Raw genomic sequence first — 20,919 nt, 5'->3', positions numbered from 1 at the left:
GTATTAAATTAATTTATAATAAATAAAAAAGGGGCTTTCTCAAAATATCTTGCTAAACCCCCTTTTTTACTAATATATTTTATAAATTTAATTTTGCTTCTAACTCATTAGAGATAGCTAAGTTATATATATAAGCATTGCTTACCTCATTTACAAATTCAATTCTCATTTCATCAGAGAAATCTAGAGAAACTAATTTATTATGATAACTCATTACATATCCCTTTATATCTTCAAGATTATCATATTTATAATAATTTAATCCCTCAGGTCCAATGTTATAATTTTTACTTAATAAAGCTGGGAAGGTTCTTCCTCCAAATAAATCTGCAAGGAATCTAGTATATGCATAAGCTATTATTAGCTCTGGTTTTCCCTCTGATATCTCTAGTATTCTAGAAATACAAGCCTTAGTAGATGCTAATAACTTCATTGCAGGTAATTTATCTCCTAATAAAAACTCTAAATCTTTTAAAATCAACTCTGAACGATATAGTTCTTTTGTTACAAAATCCTTAACAACAGGATTGTTAATATTATTTTCTAGAGTATCCTCAATTGCTCTATACATAGATTGAAGATTAAATAAATATTCAGCATATCCCTCTACTGATGCATTACCATCAACAATCCTCTTTATATAACCACTATGCTCTGCAGCGCTATGCAGTAACGAAGTTTTTTCTCTTATACTCATCATGAATTCCATTTATATTGCCTCCGTATTATTTTTATAGTAAGGATTTATATGTTCTTACATTTCACATAACCATTTTGAAAAATCTATTAAATATTTTTCCTACACAAATAATATTTCCAATAAGGTATTATAATACTCATTAATCTTTTAGTTATTATTTATTTCTTTTACTAATAGCCACTTTAAAATATTATATATAAAACTATTTAAATATTTAACATTTTAAAATGTTATATGTGAAAATATTTAAATATTTAGCATTTAAAATTTTTAAAATGTTACTCTATATATTAGAGTTTAATGGAATGCTATTTTAAATTTCTAACTAGGTCATATACATCTTCACAATAAAAAAATGTAGACATTAATGCTATTCCATCAGCTCCTGCTTCTATAACCTTTGAAGCATTTTCTGTTGAAATCCCACCTAAGGCTATGATAGGACAAGTAACTACCTTTTTTAATTCTCCAATAAATTCCACTCCCTTAGGCTCTAAACCTTCTTTACATTTCGTAGGAAATATATGAGATGATAATATATAACTACAGCCTCTTTTGCTTGCTTCTATGCCTTCTTCTACAGAGTGTACAGACACACCTATATCAATTTCTTTTGTATTATCCATTACCATAAAATCTTTAAATGGTAAGTGCAATGTTTTTTCTTCTACTTTTTTAAAAACTTTTATATTAGAATTTATTATTATCTCAGTATTATCACTTACTAAAGCTTTTATTTTATAATAAAGTCTTTCTAATTCTTCATCATTTAAATCTTTTTCTCTTAATACTATTCTATCTACACCAGCTAATGAAGCGTCTTGCAGGGTTTTAAAATATTTTTCTTCACTAACTAAGTGCCTATTTGTTATTAAGTAAATCAAATTCTTTCCCAATCCTTAAATATTGGTTGAAACCCTGCTTCTATTATCATTTCTTTTATTTCTTCTACTGTACCTTCATCATTTATGGAAAATTGAGATGTGCCCTTAGACTTTAGTGCATGACCTCCAACCTCTGTAGAAACTCCTGCGCTCATTTTAGTAATTCCCAAAGGAATTAAATTTTTTCTCATGTAATGATCTTCTCTTGTAGAAATATTTATTCCACTTTGTTGTGCAAAGATTTTATATGCTAGCATTACTTGCACCATTTTCTTATCTTCTACTGGATTTAACTCCTTTAATCCTCCCTCACAAGGTCTTATTCTTGGAGGGGAATAAGTTACTTCTACATGGGGATATTTCTTTCTAATATATTCTCCATGTAAAGCTGTAAAAAAGGCATCCTTTCTAAAATCTCCTAACCCAAGCAATGCTCCGATACTTATACTTCTCATCCCTGCTCTTGCTCCTCTCTCTGGAGTATCTAATCTAAATTTATAGTTCTTCTTAGGTCCTGCTAAATGAACTCTATCATAATTTTTTTCATCATAGGTTTCTTGGTATACGGTAAGTCCCTCTGCTCCTGCCTCTACAGCTTTTCTATAATCCTCCTCACTTAGTGGTTGTACCTCTAATGTTATGGAAGGAAAATATTCCTTCATTACTTTTATAGCATCAACTATATAGCTAGTTGGTGAATGAATCTGACTTTCTCCTGTTAATAGGATAATGTGCTTAAATCCTTGTTTTGCCACTGATTCTGACTCTAATCTTATTTCCTTTGAGGTTAGTTTCTTTCTACATATGGAATTTTCAAAATTATAGCCACAATAAGAGCATTTATTAACACAATAGTTGGCTATGTAAATTGGAGTGTATAATAAAATAGTTCTTCCAAAGTGTCTTAAAGATAATTCCCTTGCCTTTACTGCCATGTCTTCTAAAACCTCTGCTGCTGCTGGGGATAATAAATTAAGCAAGTCCTCATAATTGGGACTTTTTTCATTAATACTTTTTAATACATCATCTGCTTGTACGTTGCTCCAATATTTTTGAAAATCAAAGCTCCTAAACCTTTCTATAGTATTATAAAAACTCATTTTTTCATCTCCTCAACCTCTTTTTTACTAAAATAGATAATTCTATGTATACATAGATTGGCTATCTAATCCTATATAAGAATACTATCCTAGAAATCCTGTTAGTGGTGAGGATGCATTACCACTTTTAGAAACAGCTCCAAATTTAGATAAATAAGCAAGTCGTCCTCCTTCTACTGCCATGCTAAATGCTCTTGCCATGTTAGCAGGATTCTTTGAGGATGCTATAGCTGTATTAACAAGACATGCAGCTGCTCCCATCTCCATAGCTTCCATAGCTTGTGATGGCTTTCCTATTCCGGCATCAACTATGATTGGAATATCTAGCTCATCTATCATTATTTCGATAAGTTCCTTAGTTCTTATTCCCCTATTACTTCCTATTGGTGCTCCCAGAGGCATAACAGCTGCTGCTCCCGCTTCTATTAATCTTCTACCTGCATATAAATCTGGACACATGTATGGAAGTACTGTAAATCCTTCCTTTGCTAATATTTCTGTGGCTTTTATAGTTTCTTCATTGTCTGGGAGTAGATACTTTGAATCTGATATAACCTCAATTTTTATCCAGTTACCGCATCCCATAGCCTTGGCAATTCTTGCAATTCTAACTGCTTCTTCTGCATTAGTTGCTCCTGAAGTATTAGGTAATAAAATAACGTCCTTAGGTATATTAGCTAAAATATCTTCTTCCTTATTGTCTAAATCTATCCTTCTTAAGGCCAAAGTAATAACCTCTGAATTACTTTCACTTAAAACTTCCTTTATAAGTTTATTAGATGGGTACTTACCCGTACCTACAAACAATCTGTTCTTTAATTCTATTCCACCTATTTTAAATATATCTTCCATTTTAACTTTCCCCTTCTCCCAATATAATTCTAAGAGCCATATTTGCCATATGGTTTGCACATATAGCTACTCTTGGTGCCATAAGCCCTGAGCCTTCCTTTGCTTCATTTATTCCATCTCCACATATATAAAATCTACTATTTACCTTTTTAGTTGTTATATCATTAGAGGAATAAAAACCTGCCATACCAGATGAGGCTATAAGAACCTTATCCCTTATTGCAGCTAATACTTCATTACTTAACATAGCCTTATACTTTGCATTATCAAAGGCTTCTATGACAATATCTACATCACTAAATAATTCTTTTATATTCTCTTTTTCTATTTTTTTAACCTTGCTATCTACATGTATAAATGGATTTATCTCTAAGATATGCTCCTTTAAAGCCTTAACTTTATATTCTCCTATATCCCTTATTAAATATTGTTGTCTATTTAGATTAGATGGTTCTACCACATCAAAATCTATTATTCTAATAAATCCAACTCCAACCCTTGCTAGTGATATGGCTATATTAGACCCAAGACCACCTACACCAGCAATAGCTACTCTAGCATTTGCCACTCTTTCATGAACTCCTGGTGTATGTCTTGCCATCATAACTCCCCTTAACTCTTCCTTATTAGGTACTTGTCCCTTTTTTATGAAGACAATACTATCACCTTCCTTTAGTGGCTTATCCTCCTCTAAAGGAAATCCATTTAATATAACTACATCACTATTTGGCTTAAGCTTATCTCTTAATTTAAAACAAGTTTCGTCTTCATTAATTTCTTTCTTATTTTCATTAACCTTAATTTTAATTTTCTCTTTCAAATGACTTCACCACTCTATGACTTCTTATAAAATTCTTTTTAACTTATAACTTTCTAGGTACTTTTCTTTCTATAAATGGCTTTCACAAAATAGTTTACTAATCTTTATATAATATCGAGATTGTACTTAATATTAATTTGTTTTCAGAGCTACTCTTTAGCCTCCACCCACAAAGGATATAACTTCTATAGTATCATCTTCTTGTAAATTTATTTTTGAATATTCTTCTCTAATTACTATTTCTTTATTTAATTCCACCACTACTTTTTCTTCATTAATACCTAATTTATTTAATAAACTGCTTATAGTAGTTATTTCATCCATATCCATGTTCTTTCCATTGACCTTCATCTTTCCACCTTCTTTCAATACTTATCTAAGTTATCCTAAAGGATTTTTTCAAAATAAAAAACACCTAACATAACGCTAGGTGTTGAAAATCTCAATAACTAATATAATAATTTCCCTCTTTGGTAAGTCCTTATATTAATAATTATAACTTTGCTTAACTTTTAACTAAAATACTGAGTTTTCATTAGCAAGTTCTTCCATTTTTTATATTAATATGACTTATTAATTTGCTTCCCTCCGATGGTACTAACCATATCAGGTTCTTAGAGTTAGGATTTTCCTTCTCAGCCAACTTGGCACCCCTAGCTATTTATTAAATTAAATTCATTATATCATTGTAAATTTACAAATTCAACTATGCCATTCAATATATACCTTATTGAAAGTTAAGATAAATGCATAGATTTTTATAATAATCACAAAATAAAGTTGAATTTAAAACATCAAAGGAGGTTAACTTTATGAAACTAGAAGATAATGCTGCTCTACGTGAGCAAGCTAAACAAATGCTTATAGATGGTGAATCCTATGATAAAATTATGGATGAAACTCATTTAAGATTAAAGGATGTAAAAAGAATTGAAAGAGAAGAAGTAAGTAGTCACTTTTAATTGAAGGAATATAGAAATAGATAATTTTATAGTAAAAGAAAAAAAGACTATCTCTAAATAAACTAAAACTTCATTGAACTTATATATGGCATTGACTAGCAATAATATTTCACTTTAAGTTCAATATTATATAAAGTTTAGTAACTTACCTAGAGATAGTCTATTTTTAATGTCTTTACATAAAACTTATTAAATATAACATATTAATTACACAAGATGCATCATTTCAAACCTGAAAGTAATTTACATATATTGAATATATAGTAACACACCTATATAATTTTATGTATAATGCTGAATAGGAGATGATTCTATGATCTTTTTTGAAATCTTAACCTATATTTTATTGTATACCTTAGGAATTATCCTTGGTTCAAAAACTTTAAAGTATAAGTCTGTAATCTTTGATGTAGTTTTAATTGTATTGACACTACTCTCCTTTAAAATAGGAATTAGCACCTTCATACTACATTTACCAAATTATCAGTTAAGACTTCCAACTCTATTAGTGTTAACTTTATCTGGTATTTTAACTAGAAGAATAATAAGTCTACATGTAAAAAAATTAACTACTCAATAAACATCAAAATGGTGATTTCAAAAATAGCTTAATAAGCTATTTTTCTAAATCACCATTTATTATTTCAATAAATTTTGTAGCTGCCGGTGAAAGAGATACACTCTTTAAAAAGCAAAGCCCTATACTTCTTTTAGGTATTTCTTCCTTTAACTTAACTTCATATACTATATTTTGGTCTAGATATTCCTTTGAGAATTCCTTAATAACACAAGCAATTCCTAAATTTATTCTTGCAAATTCTAATAATAAATCATAGGAACCTAATTCCGTTTCCACATTAATTTTAGTACCTTTAGATAGCATATACTTCTCTATATATTGCCTAGATATAGATTTTGATTCTAATAATATTAATGGTAATTTTGCTATTTCTTCAAAATCAAGTGGCTTAGAGCACATCTCCTTATATTTACTTCCACAAACAAATATATCATGGATATCCATACATTCTCTAAGCTCTAAAGCAGAATCTTCAATAGGAAAATTACAAATTGCAATATCTACTTCTCCTGATTTTACACTAGCGCAGAGCTCTAAGGTTGTAGCATTTTTTATCCTAAATTTAATATTAGGATATTCCTTGTGAAATTTCTCTAAATATGGTAGAAGAAAATATCTTGAAATAGTATCTCCTACACCAATCTTTAAATCTCCTATCATCATATTTTTGATTTTTAAAAGCTTTTCCTCTCCAACATTAATTAAATTCATAGCAGAGTTAGCATACTCAAATAAAAGTTGACCTTCATTTGTAAGGATAACTCCCTTAGAAGTTCTTGTAAAAAGTCTCATGTCCAGCTCTCTTTCTAGCTGCATAATTGATTGACTTACCGCTGGCTGGGTCATATATAACTCTTTAGCAGCTTTGGAAAAACTTTCATGTTTTCCTACCATACAAAACACTTTATATAAATCTAACTTACTTATCATATAAGTACTCCTTATATCTATTATTAAATATATTTATTTTACTTATATCACTAAAATAGTGTATATTACAAGAGTAAACCTTAAAAATTAAAATATTTTTATACAAAGGAGATGTTACAATTGGAAAGAGTCGTTGGAACTGTTGTTAGAGGACTTCGTTGCCCAATTATAAACAAAGGAGATAATATTGAAGAAATCGTTGTAGATAGTGTATTAACTGCTGCTAATGTAGAAGGTTTCTCAATTAATGATAAAGATATAGTTACTGTAACTGAATCTGTAGTTGCTCGTGCCCAAGGAAACTATGCAACTATTGATAATATTGCTAAAGATGTAAGCTCAAAATTTGGTGATGATACTATAGGAGTAATATTCCCAATATTAAGCCGTAACCGTTTTGCTATATGCCTTCGTGGTATTGCGAAAGGTGCTAAAAAAGTTGTTTTAATGCTTAGCTACCCTTCAGATGAAGTAGGTAACCATTTAGTAGATTTAGATATTCTTGATGAAAAAGGAGTTAATCCTTGGACAGATGTTTTAACTGAAAAGCAATTCCGTGAATACTTTGGATATAATAAACATACATTCACTGGTGTTGATTATATTGAATATTATAAATCACTAGTTGAAAGCTATAGAGTTGAGTGTGAAGTTATATTCTCAAATAATCCAAAAACTATATTAGATTATACAAAGAGTGTACTTACTTGTGACATTCACACTAGATTCAGAACTAAGAGAATACTTAAAGCAAATGGTGGAGAAAAGATTTATAGTCTTGATGATATTCTATCTGAATCAATTGATGGCAGTGGATTCAATGAAGCTTATGGACTTTTAGGTTCAAATAAATCTACAGAGGAAACAGTTAAACTTTTCCCTCGTAACTGCCAACCAGTAGTTGATAATATTCAAGCTATGATTAAAGAGAAAACTGGAAAAACTGTTGAAGTTATGATTTATGGAGATGGAGCATTTAAAGATCCAGTAGGTAAAATTTGGGAACTTGCTGACCCAGTTGTATCTCCTGCTTACACTTCAGGCCTTGAAGGTACACCAAATGAAGTTAAATTAAAATATCTTGCTGATAACAACTTCGCAGATTTAAAAGGTGAAGAACTTAAATCTGCTATCTCTGAATATATTAAAAATAAAGAAGCTGACCTAGTTGGTGCTATGGAGTCACAAGGTACTACTCCAAGAAGACTTACTGACCTCATAGGATCATTATCTGATTTAACTTCTGGAAGTGGAGATAAAGGTACACCTATCATCTTTATCCAAGGTTATTTCGATAATTACACTAAATAATCTAATAAAATGTTATTTCTTATCCTACTTATATAAAAAGATAGCCCAAGGATTTTCTTTATCCTTGAGCTATTTTTTATATATAATTTATCACACTTTATTGCTTAGTGTTATATTTTTTAGGCATCTGAAAATAAATAATAAGTCAAAGATGGGAAGTATATTTTGAGTTAGACAAGGAAACAGGTTCNNCGGGTAGTCATCAGATAACACAAAATAAACGAGCATTCTGACTTATTTATTTTTGAAGATGCCTTATATACTAGACTACTTTTTATAAGAGCTTTTTAAAGCTACAGTTCTATTAAACACCAATTTATCTTTAGACAACTTAGTATCTCTTATAAAATATCCGTGTCTCATAAATTGAAATCTTCCTTCTTCATTTAGTCTAAGAGCTGCTGGTTCAATTACAGCATTCTTCTTTACTTCTAAAGAATTCTTATTTATAAATTCAAATAAATTATCTCCTGAAGGGGATTCGTTAAATAAATCCTCAAATAATCTAACTTGGCAAGGTACTCCATATTCTGCACTTACCCAGTGAATAGTTCCCTTAACCTTTCTTCCAGTAAATCCGCTACCACTCTTAGTTTCTGGATCATAGGTACATCTAAGTTCTATTATTTCTCCAGCTTCATTTTTAATGACCTCATTACATTTTATAAAGTATGCTCCCTTAAGTCTAACCTCTCCGTCCAGTACTAGCCTATTATACTTTTTAGGTGGATTCTCACTGAAGTCTTCTCTTTCTATATATAACTCTCTAGTGAAAGGCATTTCCCTATTACCTAGTTCTTCATTTTCTCCATTATTTTCAATGGTTAAATACTCTAAATGCTTCTCTGGTAAATTTGTAATTATAACCTTTATTGGATCAAGTACCGCCATAACAGATGGTACCTTTGCTTTTAAATCTTGTCTTAAAGCATTCTCGAGCATAGCCATGTCTACTATAGTCTCTGCCTTAGCAACTCCAATTTCTCTTAAGAAATCTAAAATTGCTTCTTTAGTATATCCTCTTCTTCTCATTCCTTTTAAAGTTGGAAGCCTTGGATCATCCCATCCATCAACTTCTCCACTAGCTACTAACATCTTTAAATATCTCTTGCTTGTAACTACTCCACTTAAATTCATTCTTCCAAATTCAATTTGTCTTGGCTTTGGATTCTTTAAATCTAACTCGTTTAAAACCCACTCATAAAGAGGTCTGTGATCCTTAAACTCATTAGAGCATAATGAATGAGAAACACCTTCTATATAGTCTTGAATTGGATGAGCATAGTCATACATAGGATATATACACCATTGGGTCCCTGTTTTATAATGTGATGTATAGGATATTCTATAAATAACAGGGTCTCTCATATTCATATTAGGGCTTGCCATATCTATCTTAGCTCTCAATACAGCTTCCCCTTCTTTAAATTCACCAGCTTTCATTTTCTCAAATAGTTCTAAATTTTCTTCTATATTTCTATCTCTATAAGGACTATTTTTACCTGGTGTTGTTAAAGTTCCTCTGTATTCTCTTACTTCATCAGGAGTTAAATTACATACATAAGCTTTTCCTTTTTTTATTAAATATAGAGCATAGTTATAGATCTTCTCACTATAATCTGAACCATAGAAAAGTCTATTCTCATAATCAAATCCCATCCATTTCATATCTTCCATAATTGCATCTACATATTCATGGTCTTCTTTTCCTGGATTAGTATCATCAAATCTTAAGTTAAACTTTCCATTATATTTTTTAGCAATTCCATAGCTTATATTTATTGCATAAGCACTTCCTATATGAAGATATCCATTAGGTTCAGGAGGAAAACGAGTATGAATTTCACCACATCTTCCCTCGTTAATATCTTCTTTAACTAGTCTATCTACAAAATTTAAAGCATCATTTTCATTACACATATCATCCTAGTAAAGCTTCTTCTCTTCAAGCTTTACTAAAGTCACCTCCTATTATATATTTTAAAATTTTAATTTTACTTAATTGAATTAAAGATTTAGGGTACTGCTCCTAAATTAACTTTTTCTTGCCTATGTTACAAAGACCAATCTCGCTTTGCTCGTAAAGAAACTCCTTTTCACATCTTTGGTGATATGAAACTCCTTTTCACTTCGCTCAAATGAGTAAGTTCACATGACTAAATCATAGATTTAGATTCTCACTTAAGTTTCACTTAGCTAAATCAAAGATTTAGAGTGATGTTGCTAAAGCAACTTTCTCGCTTTGCTCGTAAGGAAACTCCTTCTCACATGCGTTCCAAGGAGTAAGTTTTACTTAGCTAAATCAAAGATTTAGAGTAAAACTTAAAAACTCCCGCCCTAGGACTTGTTTTATAGTCCTTAGGGCGAGAGTTATATCTTCGCGTTGCCACCTAAATTCATAGATATGTCACCATATCAATCTCATCAAGTACGGTATTTCATAATACTTATACTCTAGTCCTGTAACGTAGACCTACGTCATAGCATCATCTTTAAAAATCTAGAAATTAAACTACATTAACTCATTGATAACGTATCTTAAAATTTCTATATTGCTCTTTAAAGAATCCATATGAAGCTCAGAGGCTTGTTTCGATAAATACTTCTTTACTCCTTTTCAGCATACGGAGCTCTCTGTAAAAGAAATTAAATATCTACTTTTCTCATCACAGCTATTATTAATATTATTATCTATAATATACAAATATATTTATTTCGTCAATAGAAAATTTTTAAAATACAGATTAAACTAAAATTTATTTGAATTTAATTGTATTCTATTATAACTATTTAATGTTATACCTAAGCTCTTATACCTCTAACTGTAAAGTTTCCAAACTTTGAATATACTATTGCAGTTAAATTATTACCCTCAATTTTTCCCTTAGCAGTATAAGCTATTTTCATTATCAATTTTTTAAATTCTCCTGAGAACTCAAATTCATTACCGTTTACGGTTCCTCCATAGAAAGTACTAGTTACACCTTTAGCTATTAACCTTCCACTAAGCCTATCTCTGTTTACTATAAATTCTATTATTCCTTTTTCTAATCCCATAGGAGTTTGCATCGAAATATAATATTTACCTTCCATTTTATCTCCTCCTTCAAATCTAAGTCATCTATACATATATATTCAAAGGAATGACTTTTAGTAACTATATGTGAATCTCAATTAACCTTTAATAATCTATTATCTATATGCAGTATTTAATGCTGTTAATAGAGTACGAACATCATACATATGTGGAGTTCTTATCTAAACCTAATAGAGTGTAAACAGCTATTTTGGTAGCACGAATAAAGAATTCCTCTGTAAATACCATATCTTCCGGTTGATTTCTAAAGTGAGGTTGTGCAGCAACAACTATAGACATTAACCAACTTGAATCCTTAAATGTCATTAATACCCCACAATATTTTTCTATAATTTTAAGCAACTTATTACCTTTACAAGTTACTAATATTTATAAAATGCTCAGCTTACACTTGTATTAAAGTATAAGCTGAGCATTAATTTGAGGTTTAGTCCATTATAGGATAGACCTTTATATCTATCATCAAATTTGAAACTTTATTCATGTAGTCCAAATCCACTTATTATTAAGGTAGCCCAATCTTCATTTTCTTTTTCAATCCACTTGTACTCTATGTCAAGTTCTTTAAGCCAAGCGTTAAGTCCATAACTCTTTTTACTTACATTTGGAGATTTTCTTCCGAAGATTTCTTTTATAGTTTCAAGTAATTCAGCTTGCCCCTCTTGACCAAGAGGTCTATCAATTACATTACTTATCTCTATGCAGCATTGTGCATATGATGAATGATCTTCAAAATATAGCTCATTAGCAAGTCCTATTCTTTTCTCGTTTAATTCTTTAATTACATCATTAATTTCACCAATATTTGATAAATACTTCTTAGCCACTCCCATAGAGTCAATATCACTATCTAGTCTATTTATCTGCTTTTCTAATCTTTCATATCTCATATACTTTTCTCACTTTACATATTTATTTTGCCATATATAGAGTTTTTGCTTAATAAATTATTACTACTTTTAATTTAAAGACTTTTTGTCTTACATTTACAGCTCTCTTAATGCCAATAATCTATTATAACATTAAAAATAACTGTTGCAATTAACTTCTTTCAATCCTAACCTTACTTCCTCCTCTTCCTGATTCAGCTGGAGTAAGAACTAATTTTACTGGAACTCTATTTTTTATGGTCTCTACATGGCTTATTATACCTACTTTAAGCTTATCATTATGGACTCTTTCCAGAGAACTCATAACCACCTCTAATAGATTGTCGTCTAGGGTTCCAAATCCCTCATCTAAGAAAAATAATTCAAGAGGAGCTGCTCCCTTAAGCTGAATTTCTGAAGATAACGCCAATGCTAATGATAGCGATGTTAAGAAGGTTTCTCCACCAGATAGAGTAGAGGCATCTCTTCCAGCACCTCCATTTTTATAATCTCGTATTATAAATTTACCATTTTCATCCACCTCTAATCCATAGGTTCCACTTGTAATTTCCTTAAGCCTTTTAGAAGCTTCCATAGATACATACTTAAGTCTAGTAGCAGCTACAAATTCTACAAACTTTTTACCCTTAAATAGTTTTTCTAAATCATCAAGAAGTGCTAATTTATGATCCAACTTTTCCTTCTTATCTAATAATTCCTTTAATTCTATAAGTTTTTTCCTTATATAGTTAACTTCTTCTGAATCCTTTATTTTTACTTCATTTAAAGCTTTTATTTCTTCTTCCTTTATAGCTTTTTCTTCTTGAATCTGCTGCCAAGCTTCTTTAGTTACCTCTCTTCCATTTATCTTCATAAGTAAACTTTCAATAGCTCCATTAACCTTATATACACTATTATTATATTCCTCTATAATTTTCTTTAAATTTTCAGTTTGTTCCTTAGATATTATACTCTCCTTAACCTGATCGTAACTTTCAAAGCTTTCCTTCTTTAAGACAGCTTCTAAATAGTTCTTCTCTTCAACTTCTCGTTTATCTAATTCTCTAACTTTACTTATGATATCTATTAAGGCTTCATTACAATTTTTAAACTCTTCCTCCATAAGCTCCTTTTTCTTTTCATAGCTATTAAAGGAATCCTCTATTGTTTTTATTTCTTTCTGAAGCTTAATTAGTAAATCATTTAGGTTATCCACTTCACCTATCTTCGCTTTTATTTGAAGTTTCTTTTCTTCGGCATTCTTTTCTTTTTCTATAAGGGATGACCTTTCTTTAGCTAAATTTTCCCTTAGTGCATTTATATTTATCTGCAAGGATTCCTTATTATTTATTAAACCCTCTAGTGCTTTTCTATACTTCTTTATGTTCTTTTCTAGATCATCTCTCTCTTTTTCAATTCTCAATATTTCTTCATTTTTCTCTTGAAAATTTTCTACATTAATAGAATCTTTTATAACCTTTATATCTGATTCTAGAGTACTATAAGATAAAATATTTTTATTGTACTCTAAATCTACCTCTTTATATCGCTTTTCATTTTCTTCTACAACAGATTTTATAGTATTTACTCTACCTTCTAAGGATAGCTTTTCCTCTTTTAAAGCCTTTATAAAATTATCTAGAGTTTCCTTATCTTTGTTAAACTTTGCTAGTTCTTTGTCTAGCACTTTAAACTTATCTTCTAATATTGCTAAATTCTCAACTTTAAAATCATCACCCAAAGCCTTTATTTCTAATGTTCTAGACTTTATATTTTCTCCTAAGCTTAAAATTTTTGTATTATCTCTAGTAATATTACCTTCTATCTCTTTAATCTGATTTTCTAACTGCTCTAATTTTTCATTTAATTCATTTAAATCTATATTTTCTACCTGCTTTATGTTCTTCACATGATGATCTAGGGAACCGCAAACAGGACAAGGCTCTTCATTTTTTAAATTTTCTCTAAGCTTATTTGCTAAGCTCTCTACTTGTAAATCTAATATTTCATTCTTTAATTTTTTAATAGCTTTATCTATACCATTCTTGCTTTCCTGATACTTAATTACTGCTTCTTTTAAGCTCTCTATGATTTCTTCTGAATTTTTAATATCTTCAGTTGCAATACTATATCTTCTAGATTTTTCTTGTTCCTCGGATAGTCTTCTTTGAAGAATCAATAAATCTGTTGATTCTCCTGGACAAGTATTAACTAATCTTTCTAACTCATCTTCCTTTTCCTTAAGCAATACTTCTTTCTTATTGAGTTCTTCTTTTATTAATCCTTCTTTTACATGGCCTTCTTCTATAAATTTTCCTAACTTTGTCAAAGTTAGCTTATCTTTATTTACTAAATTTTTCAAGTCCTCATATCTTTCATTAAGTCTGATTCCATTTTGAACTTTTTCTTTTAATTCACTATCTACCTTTAGGGCTTCAAATTTTTCCTCTGTTTCTTTTATAACATTTCCACCCTTATCAATTCTTTCATCTAGAACATTTATTTCTCCTTGCTTTTTATGCTCCTGTTCCTGTAAAGTTCTGATATTTTCTTTTAATGTATTAATATCCTTATTTAAACCTTCTAATTTTTTCTTTTCTACTAGGGCATCCTTAATCTTTTCTTCCTTTACTTTCAAATCAGGCAATTCATTATCTTTTCTTTTTCTCCAAAGATTCCACTCGCTTTCCAATTCATCTTTTTCTATCTTTAACTTTTTGTATTTAAGCTTTAGAATACTTTCTTTTTCTTTTGAAGCTTTTAAATCTCTTATAGTAGCTTCATAACTTTGTATATAAGGTAAAACTCTAGCCGCCCCTTCACCTATTCTAACTTTTTCCTTATAGTCTTCTATTTCCTGCACCTTTCCCATAAGAATTTCTTTCTTTTCCTCATAGGCTTTTATGTCTAAAGTCAATTTCCAAAGGTCTTCTTTCTCCTTGAAATCTTCTTCTAGCCTTTTAAACTCCTCAGTAGCTATTACTAATTTCTGTTCTGAAGCTTTTAATTCTTCCTCTTTTTCTTTTAAACCTTCTTCATTTATATTTTCATAGCCTTTAAGCTCACCAGATAATTCTCTATACTCATTCTCTTCCTTAGTTATCTCAGCCTTAAGCTTACTTGAAAGATTATCTCCATACTTTTGCAAGTTAAATAATCTCTCTAGCATATCTCTTCTAGCTCTACCCTCTAGCTTTAGGAACTCACTAAACTTTCCTTGTGGTAAAACCACAGTTCTAGTAAAATCATCTAAACTTAATCCTATAATCTCTCTACAAGCTGTAGTTACTTCCTTTACTTTATCTGCTAAAATTATGGGCTCCTCTAATGTTATATCTACTATCTTACATTTTCCTGATACAGGATTACCTGTCTTCTTGTCTCTCTTAAACTCTCTATCTACAACATATCTCTTAGGCTCTACTCCTGAAATTTGAAAGGTATAGCTTAAAGCTAGACTATCACAATTAGTATTTATAAAATTTGAGCTTTTTCTTGATACTTCTCCATATAAGGCTAAAGTTATTCCATCTAATACTGTGGACTTTCCGCTACCAGTAGGTCCAAATATACCAAAAAATCCTTGCTCCGTAAGCTTTTCAAAATCTATAAATTGCTCCTCATTAAAGCTATTTAATCCTTTAATTTTAAGGCTAATTGGTTTCATTATCTTCGCCTCCCTCTTCAGAAATTATAGACATGAGTAAGTCAACCACTTCTTCCTCTGCTTCTACACCTCTTTCTCTCTTATAAAAATCCTTAAATATTTCTTCAAAGGATTTTTCTGAGAGACTAACAGCACTTTCATCCTCTTCCTCAACCCCTATAATCTTAGGCATTATTTCTAGAATATCTCTTTTTAATGTCTTCATTTTCTTTATTTCATCTTCGTTTATATATCTATCTGTAGAAATTTCAAGATACACCCAGCAATCTTTATCCTTATTTTCCTCGCACCTTAAGATGGCTTCTTCTACACCATTACATTTCCAAACCTCAATAGGTTTATAAACCTTTATTTCTACCTCATTTATGACACTTTCTTCCCCAGCCTTAACATCTACAATAAAACATTTATTTTTAAAGCTAATTTCCTTTTTATTGTAATGAAGAGGGGAGCCTGAATACCGTGCTCTCTTATTAGTTCCAGGTACTATTTGAGGTTTATGCACATGGCCAAGAGCTATATATTGAGCTGACTCTGGAAAACAACTTCCATTTACTATGTAGCTTCCACCTAGCTGAATGCTTCTCTCTGAGCCACTTTCCTCACTACCCATGGCAAATAGATGTGATACAACTAAGTTTATAGTATCATTTCGATAATGACTTTCTAATGAATGAAACAATTCATGTATTCTATCGCTATAAGATATTAACTTTTCTTCTTCACTTTCCATACCACTATATAATATTTCATTTAGTCTTTTTTCACTTGGATATGGCACTGTTAATATAACTGCTCTTTCTCCATTAACTTCAATTTCAATAAATCCTTCCCCTGATTCAACAAGTTTATGCTTACCATAAATTCCTGGTTGAGCTACAGTTTTAGGAGTTCCCACCATGATTATTCCGTGATCCATAGCTAAAGGTCCTGCTGCTACTAATCTCTCTGGATTATCATGATTTCCTGAAATTACAAGGGTCACCCTTTCTCCATTCCTAGAAAGCCTTTTTAATGTATCATAAAACATTTTTTCAGCTCTAGCTGGTGGGTTGCTTGTATCATAGACATCTCCTGCAATGATAACTAAATCTATATTATTTTCTTCCACTATTTTTACAAAATCCTTTAAAAACTCTTCTTGCTCGTCCATTCTACTTTGGCCTTCTAAATTTTTCCCTAGATGCCAATCACCAGTATGAAGTATTCTCAAATCTATTCCTCCCTTGCCAATTTATCTTTTAAATTTTTAACTTATAAATTTTTATATTATACAACAAATTTACTTTATCCTATTTTTCAGCTAAATTATTTTCTGAATTAATCTAGGCCTATTTCCTTAAATCCTGTAAAATCTTCATTATTAAATTCCATAACAATAATCCAAGGCATAACACTCTTTATTCTATTAAATTCATTATACCCAAAGTTTTTATCATAATGGTTTAATATAGTGCTTAAAGCTGTACCATGAGTTCCTATTACTACATTTTTGTCTTTATTCTCATCTAATATCTCTTTTAATGCTTTTATATTTCTTTCTTGGACTTGTCTAAGACATTCTCCTTTAGAGAGCTTGTAATCAAAATCTTCCCATTGACATTTTACAAAACCATTAAAATCATCTATCCATTGATCCGTAATAGTCCTTTCCCTTAGGTCATCCTTAGTTACTACTTCTACGTTTAATGTGTCGGCTAGTACCTTAACTGTATCTACAGCACGCTTATATGGACTTGAGTAAATAGCATGAATATCTCTGTTTCTCAACACTTCTGCTACTCTTTTACTATCATTTAACCCTTTATCCGTCAATGGTCTGATTAAATCCTCATGAATTGAAAAGTCAGGCTCACAATGCCTTATAAAATATATATTAGTCATTTCCCCTACCCCCTATAAAATAACTTAGGCATCTGAAAATAAATAATAAGTCAAAGATGAGAAGTATATNNTTTATTTTTGGAAGATGCCTTAGTTCCATATCATCTTATCTCCTATTATACATTAAGTTATTTTATAGTATCATCTATAATTAGAAAATCTCATTAGTATTTTGTGGATACTATTTAAAATATAAAAATAAAAAAGAGCATATCAAAATCAGTTACTAATTCCTATTAAACATTGAACTTTTACTTCAGTATAGATATAAATTCAATATTAACCTAAGATTTAGTTTATTTTGATATAGCTCTAACATTATTCAAGCATACTATTCTTCTACACCATAAAATAACTCTATTACATCTTTATCTGGCCTTTTTCCAACATAACTTCCTATGAAGAATGTAACTATAGCTACTATAAGGGCTGGCACTATAGGTTGAACTCCCATTGGTGCAAATTTTGTAACAAAAAATAATATAAAGGAACCAACTCCACATATCATAGAAACTATAGCTCCCATGGCGTTAGCTCTTTTCCAATATAGACCAAAGACTACTGGACAAAAGAAAGCAGCTTCTAAACCACCAAAAGCAAATAAATTAATAAAAGTAAGCAAGGCTGGTGGTTGTATTGCAAGAATAAATACTATAAATCCAATAATTGCTGTAGACCACAAACTCATTTTTGATATCTTCTTTTCGAAATCCTTACCTTCTTTTGCTTCATTATTTTTCATAATATAGTTCATATATATATCCTTTATAATTGCCGCAGAAGATAAAATCAACATAGAAGATACTGTCGACATAACTGCTGCAAGAGGTGCTGCAAGAAATATTCCAGCTGTTATAGGATGCATAATATTAATAACCAAGGTTGGAATAACCGTATCTGAATTGGCAATTCCTGTTGGAAGAACTGCAGCAGAAAGCACTCCTGCTAAAAGCATTCCAAACATTAAAATAAAGAAAACCACTGTTCCATAAATCATGGCGTTATGCATGGATTTGCTATCCTTAAATCCCATGGCTCTAACTGTATTTTGTGGAAGTCCAAGAGTTCCAACTCCTACTAATACCCAAAATGACATTATATATCCTTTGCTAAAATGTCCTCCCGATAAAGGGGTGCTCCATGCTGGATTTATTTCATTTAGTGTAACTGAAATAGTATCCATGCCGCCTCCAACCTTTACAATAGAGTAAAGAATTAACCCTGTACCAATTATCATTATAATTCCTTGAAGAGTATCAGTAACTACCACTGCTTTAAATCCTCCAATAGTAGTATATATGATTACTATTGTACCAAATAAAATTAGTCCTACTAAGTAAGAATATCCTGTGATTGATTGAAATAATACAGCTCCTCCAATGAATTGTGCTACCATAGTTACAATAAAAAATATAACTAGTGCTATAGATGCCAATATAACTACAGCTGGCGATTTATATCTCTTGTATAAATAATCTGTAACTGTTACAGCATCAATTTTTCTTGAAATTATAGCTAATTTTTTTCCTAGTATACCCAAGGTTAAGAAAGCTGTTGGCACTTGAGTTATTGCTACAAATACCCAGCTTAACCCTACTGAATAAGCAATTCCTGGTCCTCCAATAAAGCTACTAGCACTAGTGTAGGTAGCTATTAAAGTCATAGCAAGAACAAAACCTCCCATAGATCTTCCACCTATGAAGTAATTATTTATAAATCCATTTTTAGCATTTTCCTTTGCTGCATTTTTACTAATCCAAACTCCTATAAATAAGTTCAACGCTAAATAAAGTATAATTGGTATTACAATTAACATTTTTTCCATAGTACATTCCTCACCCTATTTCTCTTCATCATTTTGATTCTGACTTTGGCTATCTTCTAAGTCTATATTCACAAATAAATACTTCACAGTAAATATAACTGCCACAATAAATATCATAGGCCCTACAAAACTATTTAGCACAAACCATAGTGGAAGTCCCATTACATATTTATAAGTAGATGGATCACCACTTCCTAGCCCAAAGCCAGTAACATACCACCAAATAAAATAAAGTATATACAAAACAATAGAAATAATAGCTTCTTTATTGATTTGTCGATTTTTAGCTTTTTCTGATAATTTCATTATCCTACTCCTCTTACCTTCAATATAAATATCTTTATTATAACGTTGCTTTCATTAAGAAAACTCTTATTTTGACAACATAGTAATATTATCACGTCACTATAGAGTGCACAAGGTTTTCATAATTTATTTTTTCCCAATATAGTATTTTAACTTAAACAAATATAACTTTTTTTAATAAATATAAATCTTTTTAAAAAAATGTGAAAAAACTATTGCATAAATATAATATGTTATTGTATAATTATGCAATGATATTAAATTATTATACATAAGGAGGATACAACAATGAAAAAAGGTATATTAAAAAAAGTTTTTGCAATAGCTATGGTTGGAACTATGTCATTATCTTTAATGGCTTGTGGAAATAAAGAAAAAGTAGACCTGCTCTCAAAAATAAAAGAAGAAGGAAAACTAAAAGTAGGTATGAGTGTAGATTACGCACCTTACGAATTTTTTGTTATGGAAAATGGCGAAAAGAAAATGGTTGGCTTAGATCTAAATCTAATAAGTGAAATAGCTAAGGATTTAGGCGTAGAATATGAAATTCAAGAAATGGAATTTAGTACAATTTGTGATGCTACAAGAAATGGAATAATTAATTTAGGAGTATCTGGACTNNAAGAAGCCAAATTGTAGATTTCTCAAATATATATTTCCAAGCAGAACAAGGAATTTTAATAAATAAAAATGCTGCTGAAAGTATTAAAAGTATTGATGATTTAAAAGGTAAGAAAGTTGGAGCTCAAAATGGTTCTATACAAGCTACCTTAGCTCAAGGAATTGAAAATGCTAATGTTAAGCTATTACCAGAAGTGCCAACTTTAATTCAAGATTTAATAGCTGGAAACTTAGATGCAGTAATAGTTGAGCTACCAGTGGCAGATATACAAGCTACAGTCCATAATGAGTTAGTTGTTGCAGAGGAAAAAATTAAGGATACTTCTGGCGGCGGTTCCGCTATAGCTATTCCAAAAGGACAAGAAGCTTTATTAGCATCTGTTAATAAAACTCTTGAAAGATTAGAATCTGAAGGCAAAATACAAGAATTTTATAAAAAAGCTATAGAATTAAGTAAAGATGAGGTCACAGCTCAATAATTATTAATTTTTAACTAAGGCATCTTCAAAAA

At 30.3% G+C, this 20,919-nt stretch carries 18 protein-coding genes, 2 pseudogenes and 1 riboswitch; of the genes and pseudogenes, 4 read left to right on the top strand and 16 right to left on the bottom strand.

Annotated features, from left to right (window positions below):
• Window positions 1-79 precede the first annotated feature (79 nt).
• The 6 genes from B3W71_RS10000 to thiS all read right to left on the bottom strand — a co-directional run bounded on the left by B3W71_RS10000 (window position 80) and on the right by thiS (window position 4,707).
• The gene (locus B3W71_RS10000) at window positions 80-709 is read right to left on the bottom strand and encodes a biliverdin-producing heme oxygenase (RefSeq protein ID WP_346888788.1); all 630 of its coding nucleotides are present in this window, start codon (window positions 707-709) and stop codon (window positions 80-82) included.
• Window positions 710-1,008: 299 nt separating this feature from the next.
• Window positions 1,009-1,584 (bottom strand): thiamine phosphate synthase, encoded by a 576-nt coding sequence (locus tag B3W71_RS09995; protein ID WP_346888787.1) that lies wholly within the window; start codon window positions 1,582-1,584, stop codon window positions 1,009-1,011.
• Entirely contained in the window at window positions 1,581-2,684 is a 1,104-nt protein-coding gene (gene thiH / locus B3W71_RS09990; protein ID WP_346888786.1) for a 2-iminoacetate synthase ThiH, read from the bottom strand. The genes B3W71_RS09995 and thiH overlap by 4 nt, the downstream gene beginning before the upstream one ends.
• 84 nt (window positions 2,685-2,768) lie before the next feature.
• Window positions 2,769-3,536, bottom strand: coding sequence for a thiazole synthase (locus B3W71_RS09985; RefSeq protein WP_346888785.1), 768 nt, complete (start codon window positions 3,534-3,536; stop codon window positions 2,769-2,771).
• A 1-nt stretch (window position 3,537) separates the two neighbouring features.
• Window positions 3,538-4,344: a sulfur carrier protein ThiS adenylyltransferase ThiF gene (gene thiF, locus B3W71_RS09980; RefSeq protein WP_346888811.1), complete on the bottom strand. Its 807-nt coding sequence runs from the start codon at window positions 4,342-4,344 to the stop codon at window positions 3,538-3,540.
• Between the two features lie 168 nt (window positions 4,345-4,512).
• On the bottom strand, window positions 4,513-4,707 hold the full coding sequence (gene thiS, locus B3W71_RS09975; RefSeq protein ID WP_346888784.1) for a sulfur carrier protein ThiS: 195 nt from the start codon (window positions 4,705-4,707) through the stop codon (window positions 4,513-4,515).
• 215 nt (window positions 4,708-4,922) lie between these two features.
• Window positions 4,923-5,021, bottom strand: a riboswitch (TPP riboswitch).
• Window positions 5,022-5,168: 147 nt separating this feature from the next.
• Here thiS and B3W71_RS09970 point away from each other — a divergent pair.
• Both B3W71_RS09970 and B3W71_RS09965 read left to right on the top strand, forming a co-directional pair.
• The gene (locus B3W71_RS09970; protein WP_346888783.1) at window positions 5,169-5,318 is read left to right on the top strand and encodes a hypothetical protein; all 150 of its coding nucleotides are present in this window, start codon (window positions 5,169-5,171) and stop codon (window positions 5,316-5,318) included.
• A 313-nt stretch (window positions 5,319-5,631) separates the two neighbouring features.
• Window positions 5,632-5,898 (top strand): hypothetical protein, encoded by a 267-nt coding sequence (locus B3W71_RS09965; protein ID WP_346888782.1) that lies wholly within the window; start codon window positions 5,632-5,634, stop codon window positions 5,896-5,898.
• A gap of 36 nt (window positions 5,899-5,934) precedes the next feature.
• Here the strand turns inward: B3W71_RS09965 and B3W71_RS09960 are convergent, their stop codons facing one another.
• Complete coding sequence (locus B3W71_RS09960) at window positions 5,935-6,828, bottom strand: LysR family transcriptional regulator (RefSeq protein WP_346888781.1); 894 nt, start codon at window positions 6,826-6,828, stop codon at window positions 5,935-5,937.
• A 120-nt stretch (window positions 6,829-6,948) separates the two neighbouring features.
• On the opposite strand from B3W71_RS09960, the gene B3W71_RS09955 reads away from it, so the two are divergent.
• The gene (locus B3W71_RS09955) at window positions 6,949-8,139 is read left to right on the top strand and encodes a coenzyme F420-0:L-glutamate ligase (protein WP_346888780.1); all 1,191 of its coding nucleotides are present in this window, start codon (window positions 6,949-6,951) and stop codon (window positions 8,137-8,139) included.
• A gap of 267 nt (window positions 8,140-8,406) precedes the next feature.
• Here B3W71_RS09955 and B3W71_RS09950 read toward each other — a convergent pair whose 3' ends face one another.
• From B3W71_RS09950 to B3W71_RS09910, 9 genes and pseudogenes are all read right to left on the bottom strand, one after another.
• Complete coding sequence (locus B3W71_RS09950; protein ID WP_346888779.1) at window positions 8,407-10,059, bottom strand: glutamine--tRNA ligase/YqeY domain fusion protein; 1,653 nt, start codon at window positions 10,057-10,059, stop codon at window positions 8,407-8,409.
• A gap of 882 nt (window positions 10,060-10,941) precedes the next feature.
• Window positions 10,942-11,232 (bottom strand): hypothetical protein, encoded by a 291-nt coding sequence (locus B3W71_RS09945; RefSeq protein ID WP_346888778.1) that lies wholly within the window; start codon window positions 11,230-11,232, stop codon window positions 10,942-10,944.
• A gap of 232 nt (window positions 11,233-11,464) precedes the next feature.
• Window positions 11,465-11,599 (bottom strand): annotated as a pseudogene (locus B3W71_RS19295) (oleate hydratase); the annotation flags it as partial.
• A gap of 113 nt (window positions 11,600-11,712) precedes the next feature.
• Complete coding sequence (locus tag B3W71_RS09935; protein ID WP_346888777.1) at window positions 11,713-12,126, bottom strand: hypothetical protein; 414 nt, start codon at window positions 12,124-12,126, stop codon at window positions 11,713-11,715.
• Between the two features lie 151 nt (window positions 12,127-12,277).
• Window positions 12,278-15,772 (bottom strand): SMC family ATPase, encoded by a 3,495-nt coding sequence (locus tag B3W71_RS09930; RefSeq protein ID WP_346888776.1) that lies wholly within the window; start codon window positions 15,770-15,772, stop codon window positions 12,278-12,280.
• Entirely contained in the window at window positions 15,759-16,985 is a 1,227-nt protein-coding gene (locus tag B3W71_RS09925) for an exonuclease SbcCD subunit D (RefSeq protein ID WP_346888775.1), read from the bottom strand. Before B3W71_RS09925 ends, B3W71_RS09930 begins: the two co-directional genes overlap by 14 nt.
• Before the next feature lie 107 nt (window positions 16,986-17,092).
• Window positions 17,093-17,656 carry a histidine phosphatase family protein gene (locus B3W71_RS09920; protein ID WP_346888774.1) on the bottom strand — a complete coding sequence of 188 codons (564 nt, stop codon included), beginning with the start codon at window positions 17,654-17,656 and terminating at the stop codon, window positions 17,093-17,095.
• Between the two features lie 331 nt (window positions 17,657-17,987).
• A complete protein-coding gene (gene panF, locus B3W71_RS09915) occupies window positions 17,988-19,481 on the bottom strand; it encodes a sodium/pantothenate symporter (protein WP_346888773.1) in 1,494 nt (497 codons plus the stop codon).
• Window positions 19,482-19,496: 15 nt separating this feature from the next.
• Complete coding sequence (locus B3W71_RS09910) at window positions 19,497-19,787, bottom strand: YhdT family protein (RefSeq protein ID WP_346888772.1); 291 nt, start codon at window positions 19,785-19,787, stop codon at window positions 19,497-19,499.
• A gap of 288 nt (window positions 19,788-20,075) precedes the next feature.
• Between B3W71_RS09910 and B3W71_RS19290 the strand changes: the two are divergent.
• Window positions 20,076-20,887, top strand: a pseudogene (locus B3W71_RS19290) (transporter substrate-binding domain-containing protein).
• Window positions 20,888-20,919: the final 32 nt, after the last annotated feature.

It is taken from the genome of Clostridium sp. UBA1056, assembly GCA_002316385.1.
In the GTDB taxonomy this organism is placed as follows: domain Bacteria; phylum Bacillota; class Clostridia; order Clostridiales; family Clostridiaceae; genus Clostridium_J.
Note: the sequence above shows the minus strand (reverse complement) of the source record. Positions and strands in the feature narration are given on the sequence as shown.

Coding starts and splice junctions, on each gene's coding strand:
- B3W71_RS10000 (WP_346888788.1), bottom strand. CDS start 709: ATGGAATTCATGATGAGTATAAGAGAAAAAACTTCGTTACTGCATAGC.
- thiH (WP_346888786.1), bottom strand. CDS start 2,684: ATGAGTTTTTATAATACTATAGAAAGGTTTAGGAGCTTTGATTTTCAA.
- B3W71_RS09985 (WP_346888785.1), bottom strand. CDS start 3,536: ATGGAAGATATATTTAAAATAGGTGGAATAGAATTAAAGAACAGATTG.
- thiS (WP_346888784.1), bottom strand. CDS start 4,707: ATGAAGGTCAATGGAAAGAACATGGATATGGATGAAATAACTACTATA.
- B3W71_RS09970 (WP_346888783.1), top strand. CDS start 5,169: ATGAAACTAGAAGATAATGCTGCTCTACGTGAGCAAGCTAAACAAATG.
- B3W71_RS09965 (WP_346888782.1), top strand. CDS start 5,632: ATGATCTTTTTTGAAATCTTAACCTATATTTTATTGTATACCTTAGGA.
- B3W71_RS09960 (WP_346888781.1), bottom strand. CDS start 6,828: ATGATAAGTAAGTTAGATTTATATAAAGTGTTTTGTATGGTAGGAAAA.
- B3W71_RS09950 (WP_346888779.1), bottom strand. CDS start 10,059: ATGTGTAATGAAAATGATGCTTTAAATTTTGTAGATAGACTAGTTAAA.
- B3W71_RS09945 (WP_346888778.1), bottom strand. CDS start 11,232: ATGGAAGGTAAATATTATATTTCGATGCAAACTCCTATGGGATTAGAA.
- B3W71_RS09935 (WP_346888777.1), bottom strand. CDS start 12,126: ATGAGATATGAAAGATTAGAAAAGCAGATAAATAGACTAGATAGTGAT.
- B3W71_RS09930 (WP_346888776.1), bottom strand. CDS start 15,772: ATGAAACCAATTAGCCTTAAAATTAAAGGATTAAATAGCTTTAATGAG.
- B3W71_RS09920 (WP_346888774.1), bottom strand. CDS start 17,656: ATGACTAATATATATTTTATAAGGCATTGTGAGCCTGACTTTTCAATT.
- panF (WP_346888773.1), bottom strand. CDS start 19,481: ATGGAAAAAATGTTAATTGTAATACCAATTATACTTTATTTAGCGTTG.
- B3W71_RS09910 (WP_346888772.1), bottom strand. CDS start 19,787: ATGAAATTATCAGAAAAAGCTAAAAATCGACAAATCAATAAAGAAGCT.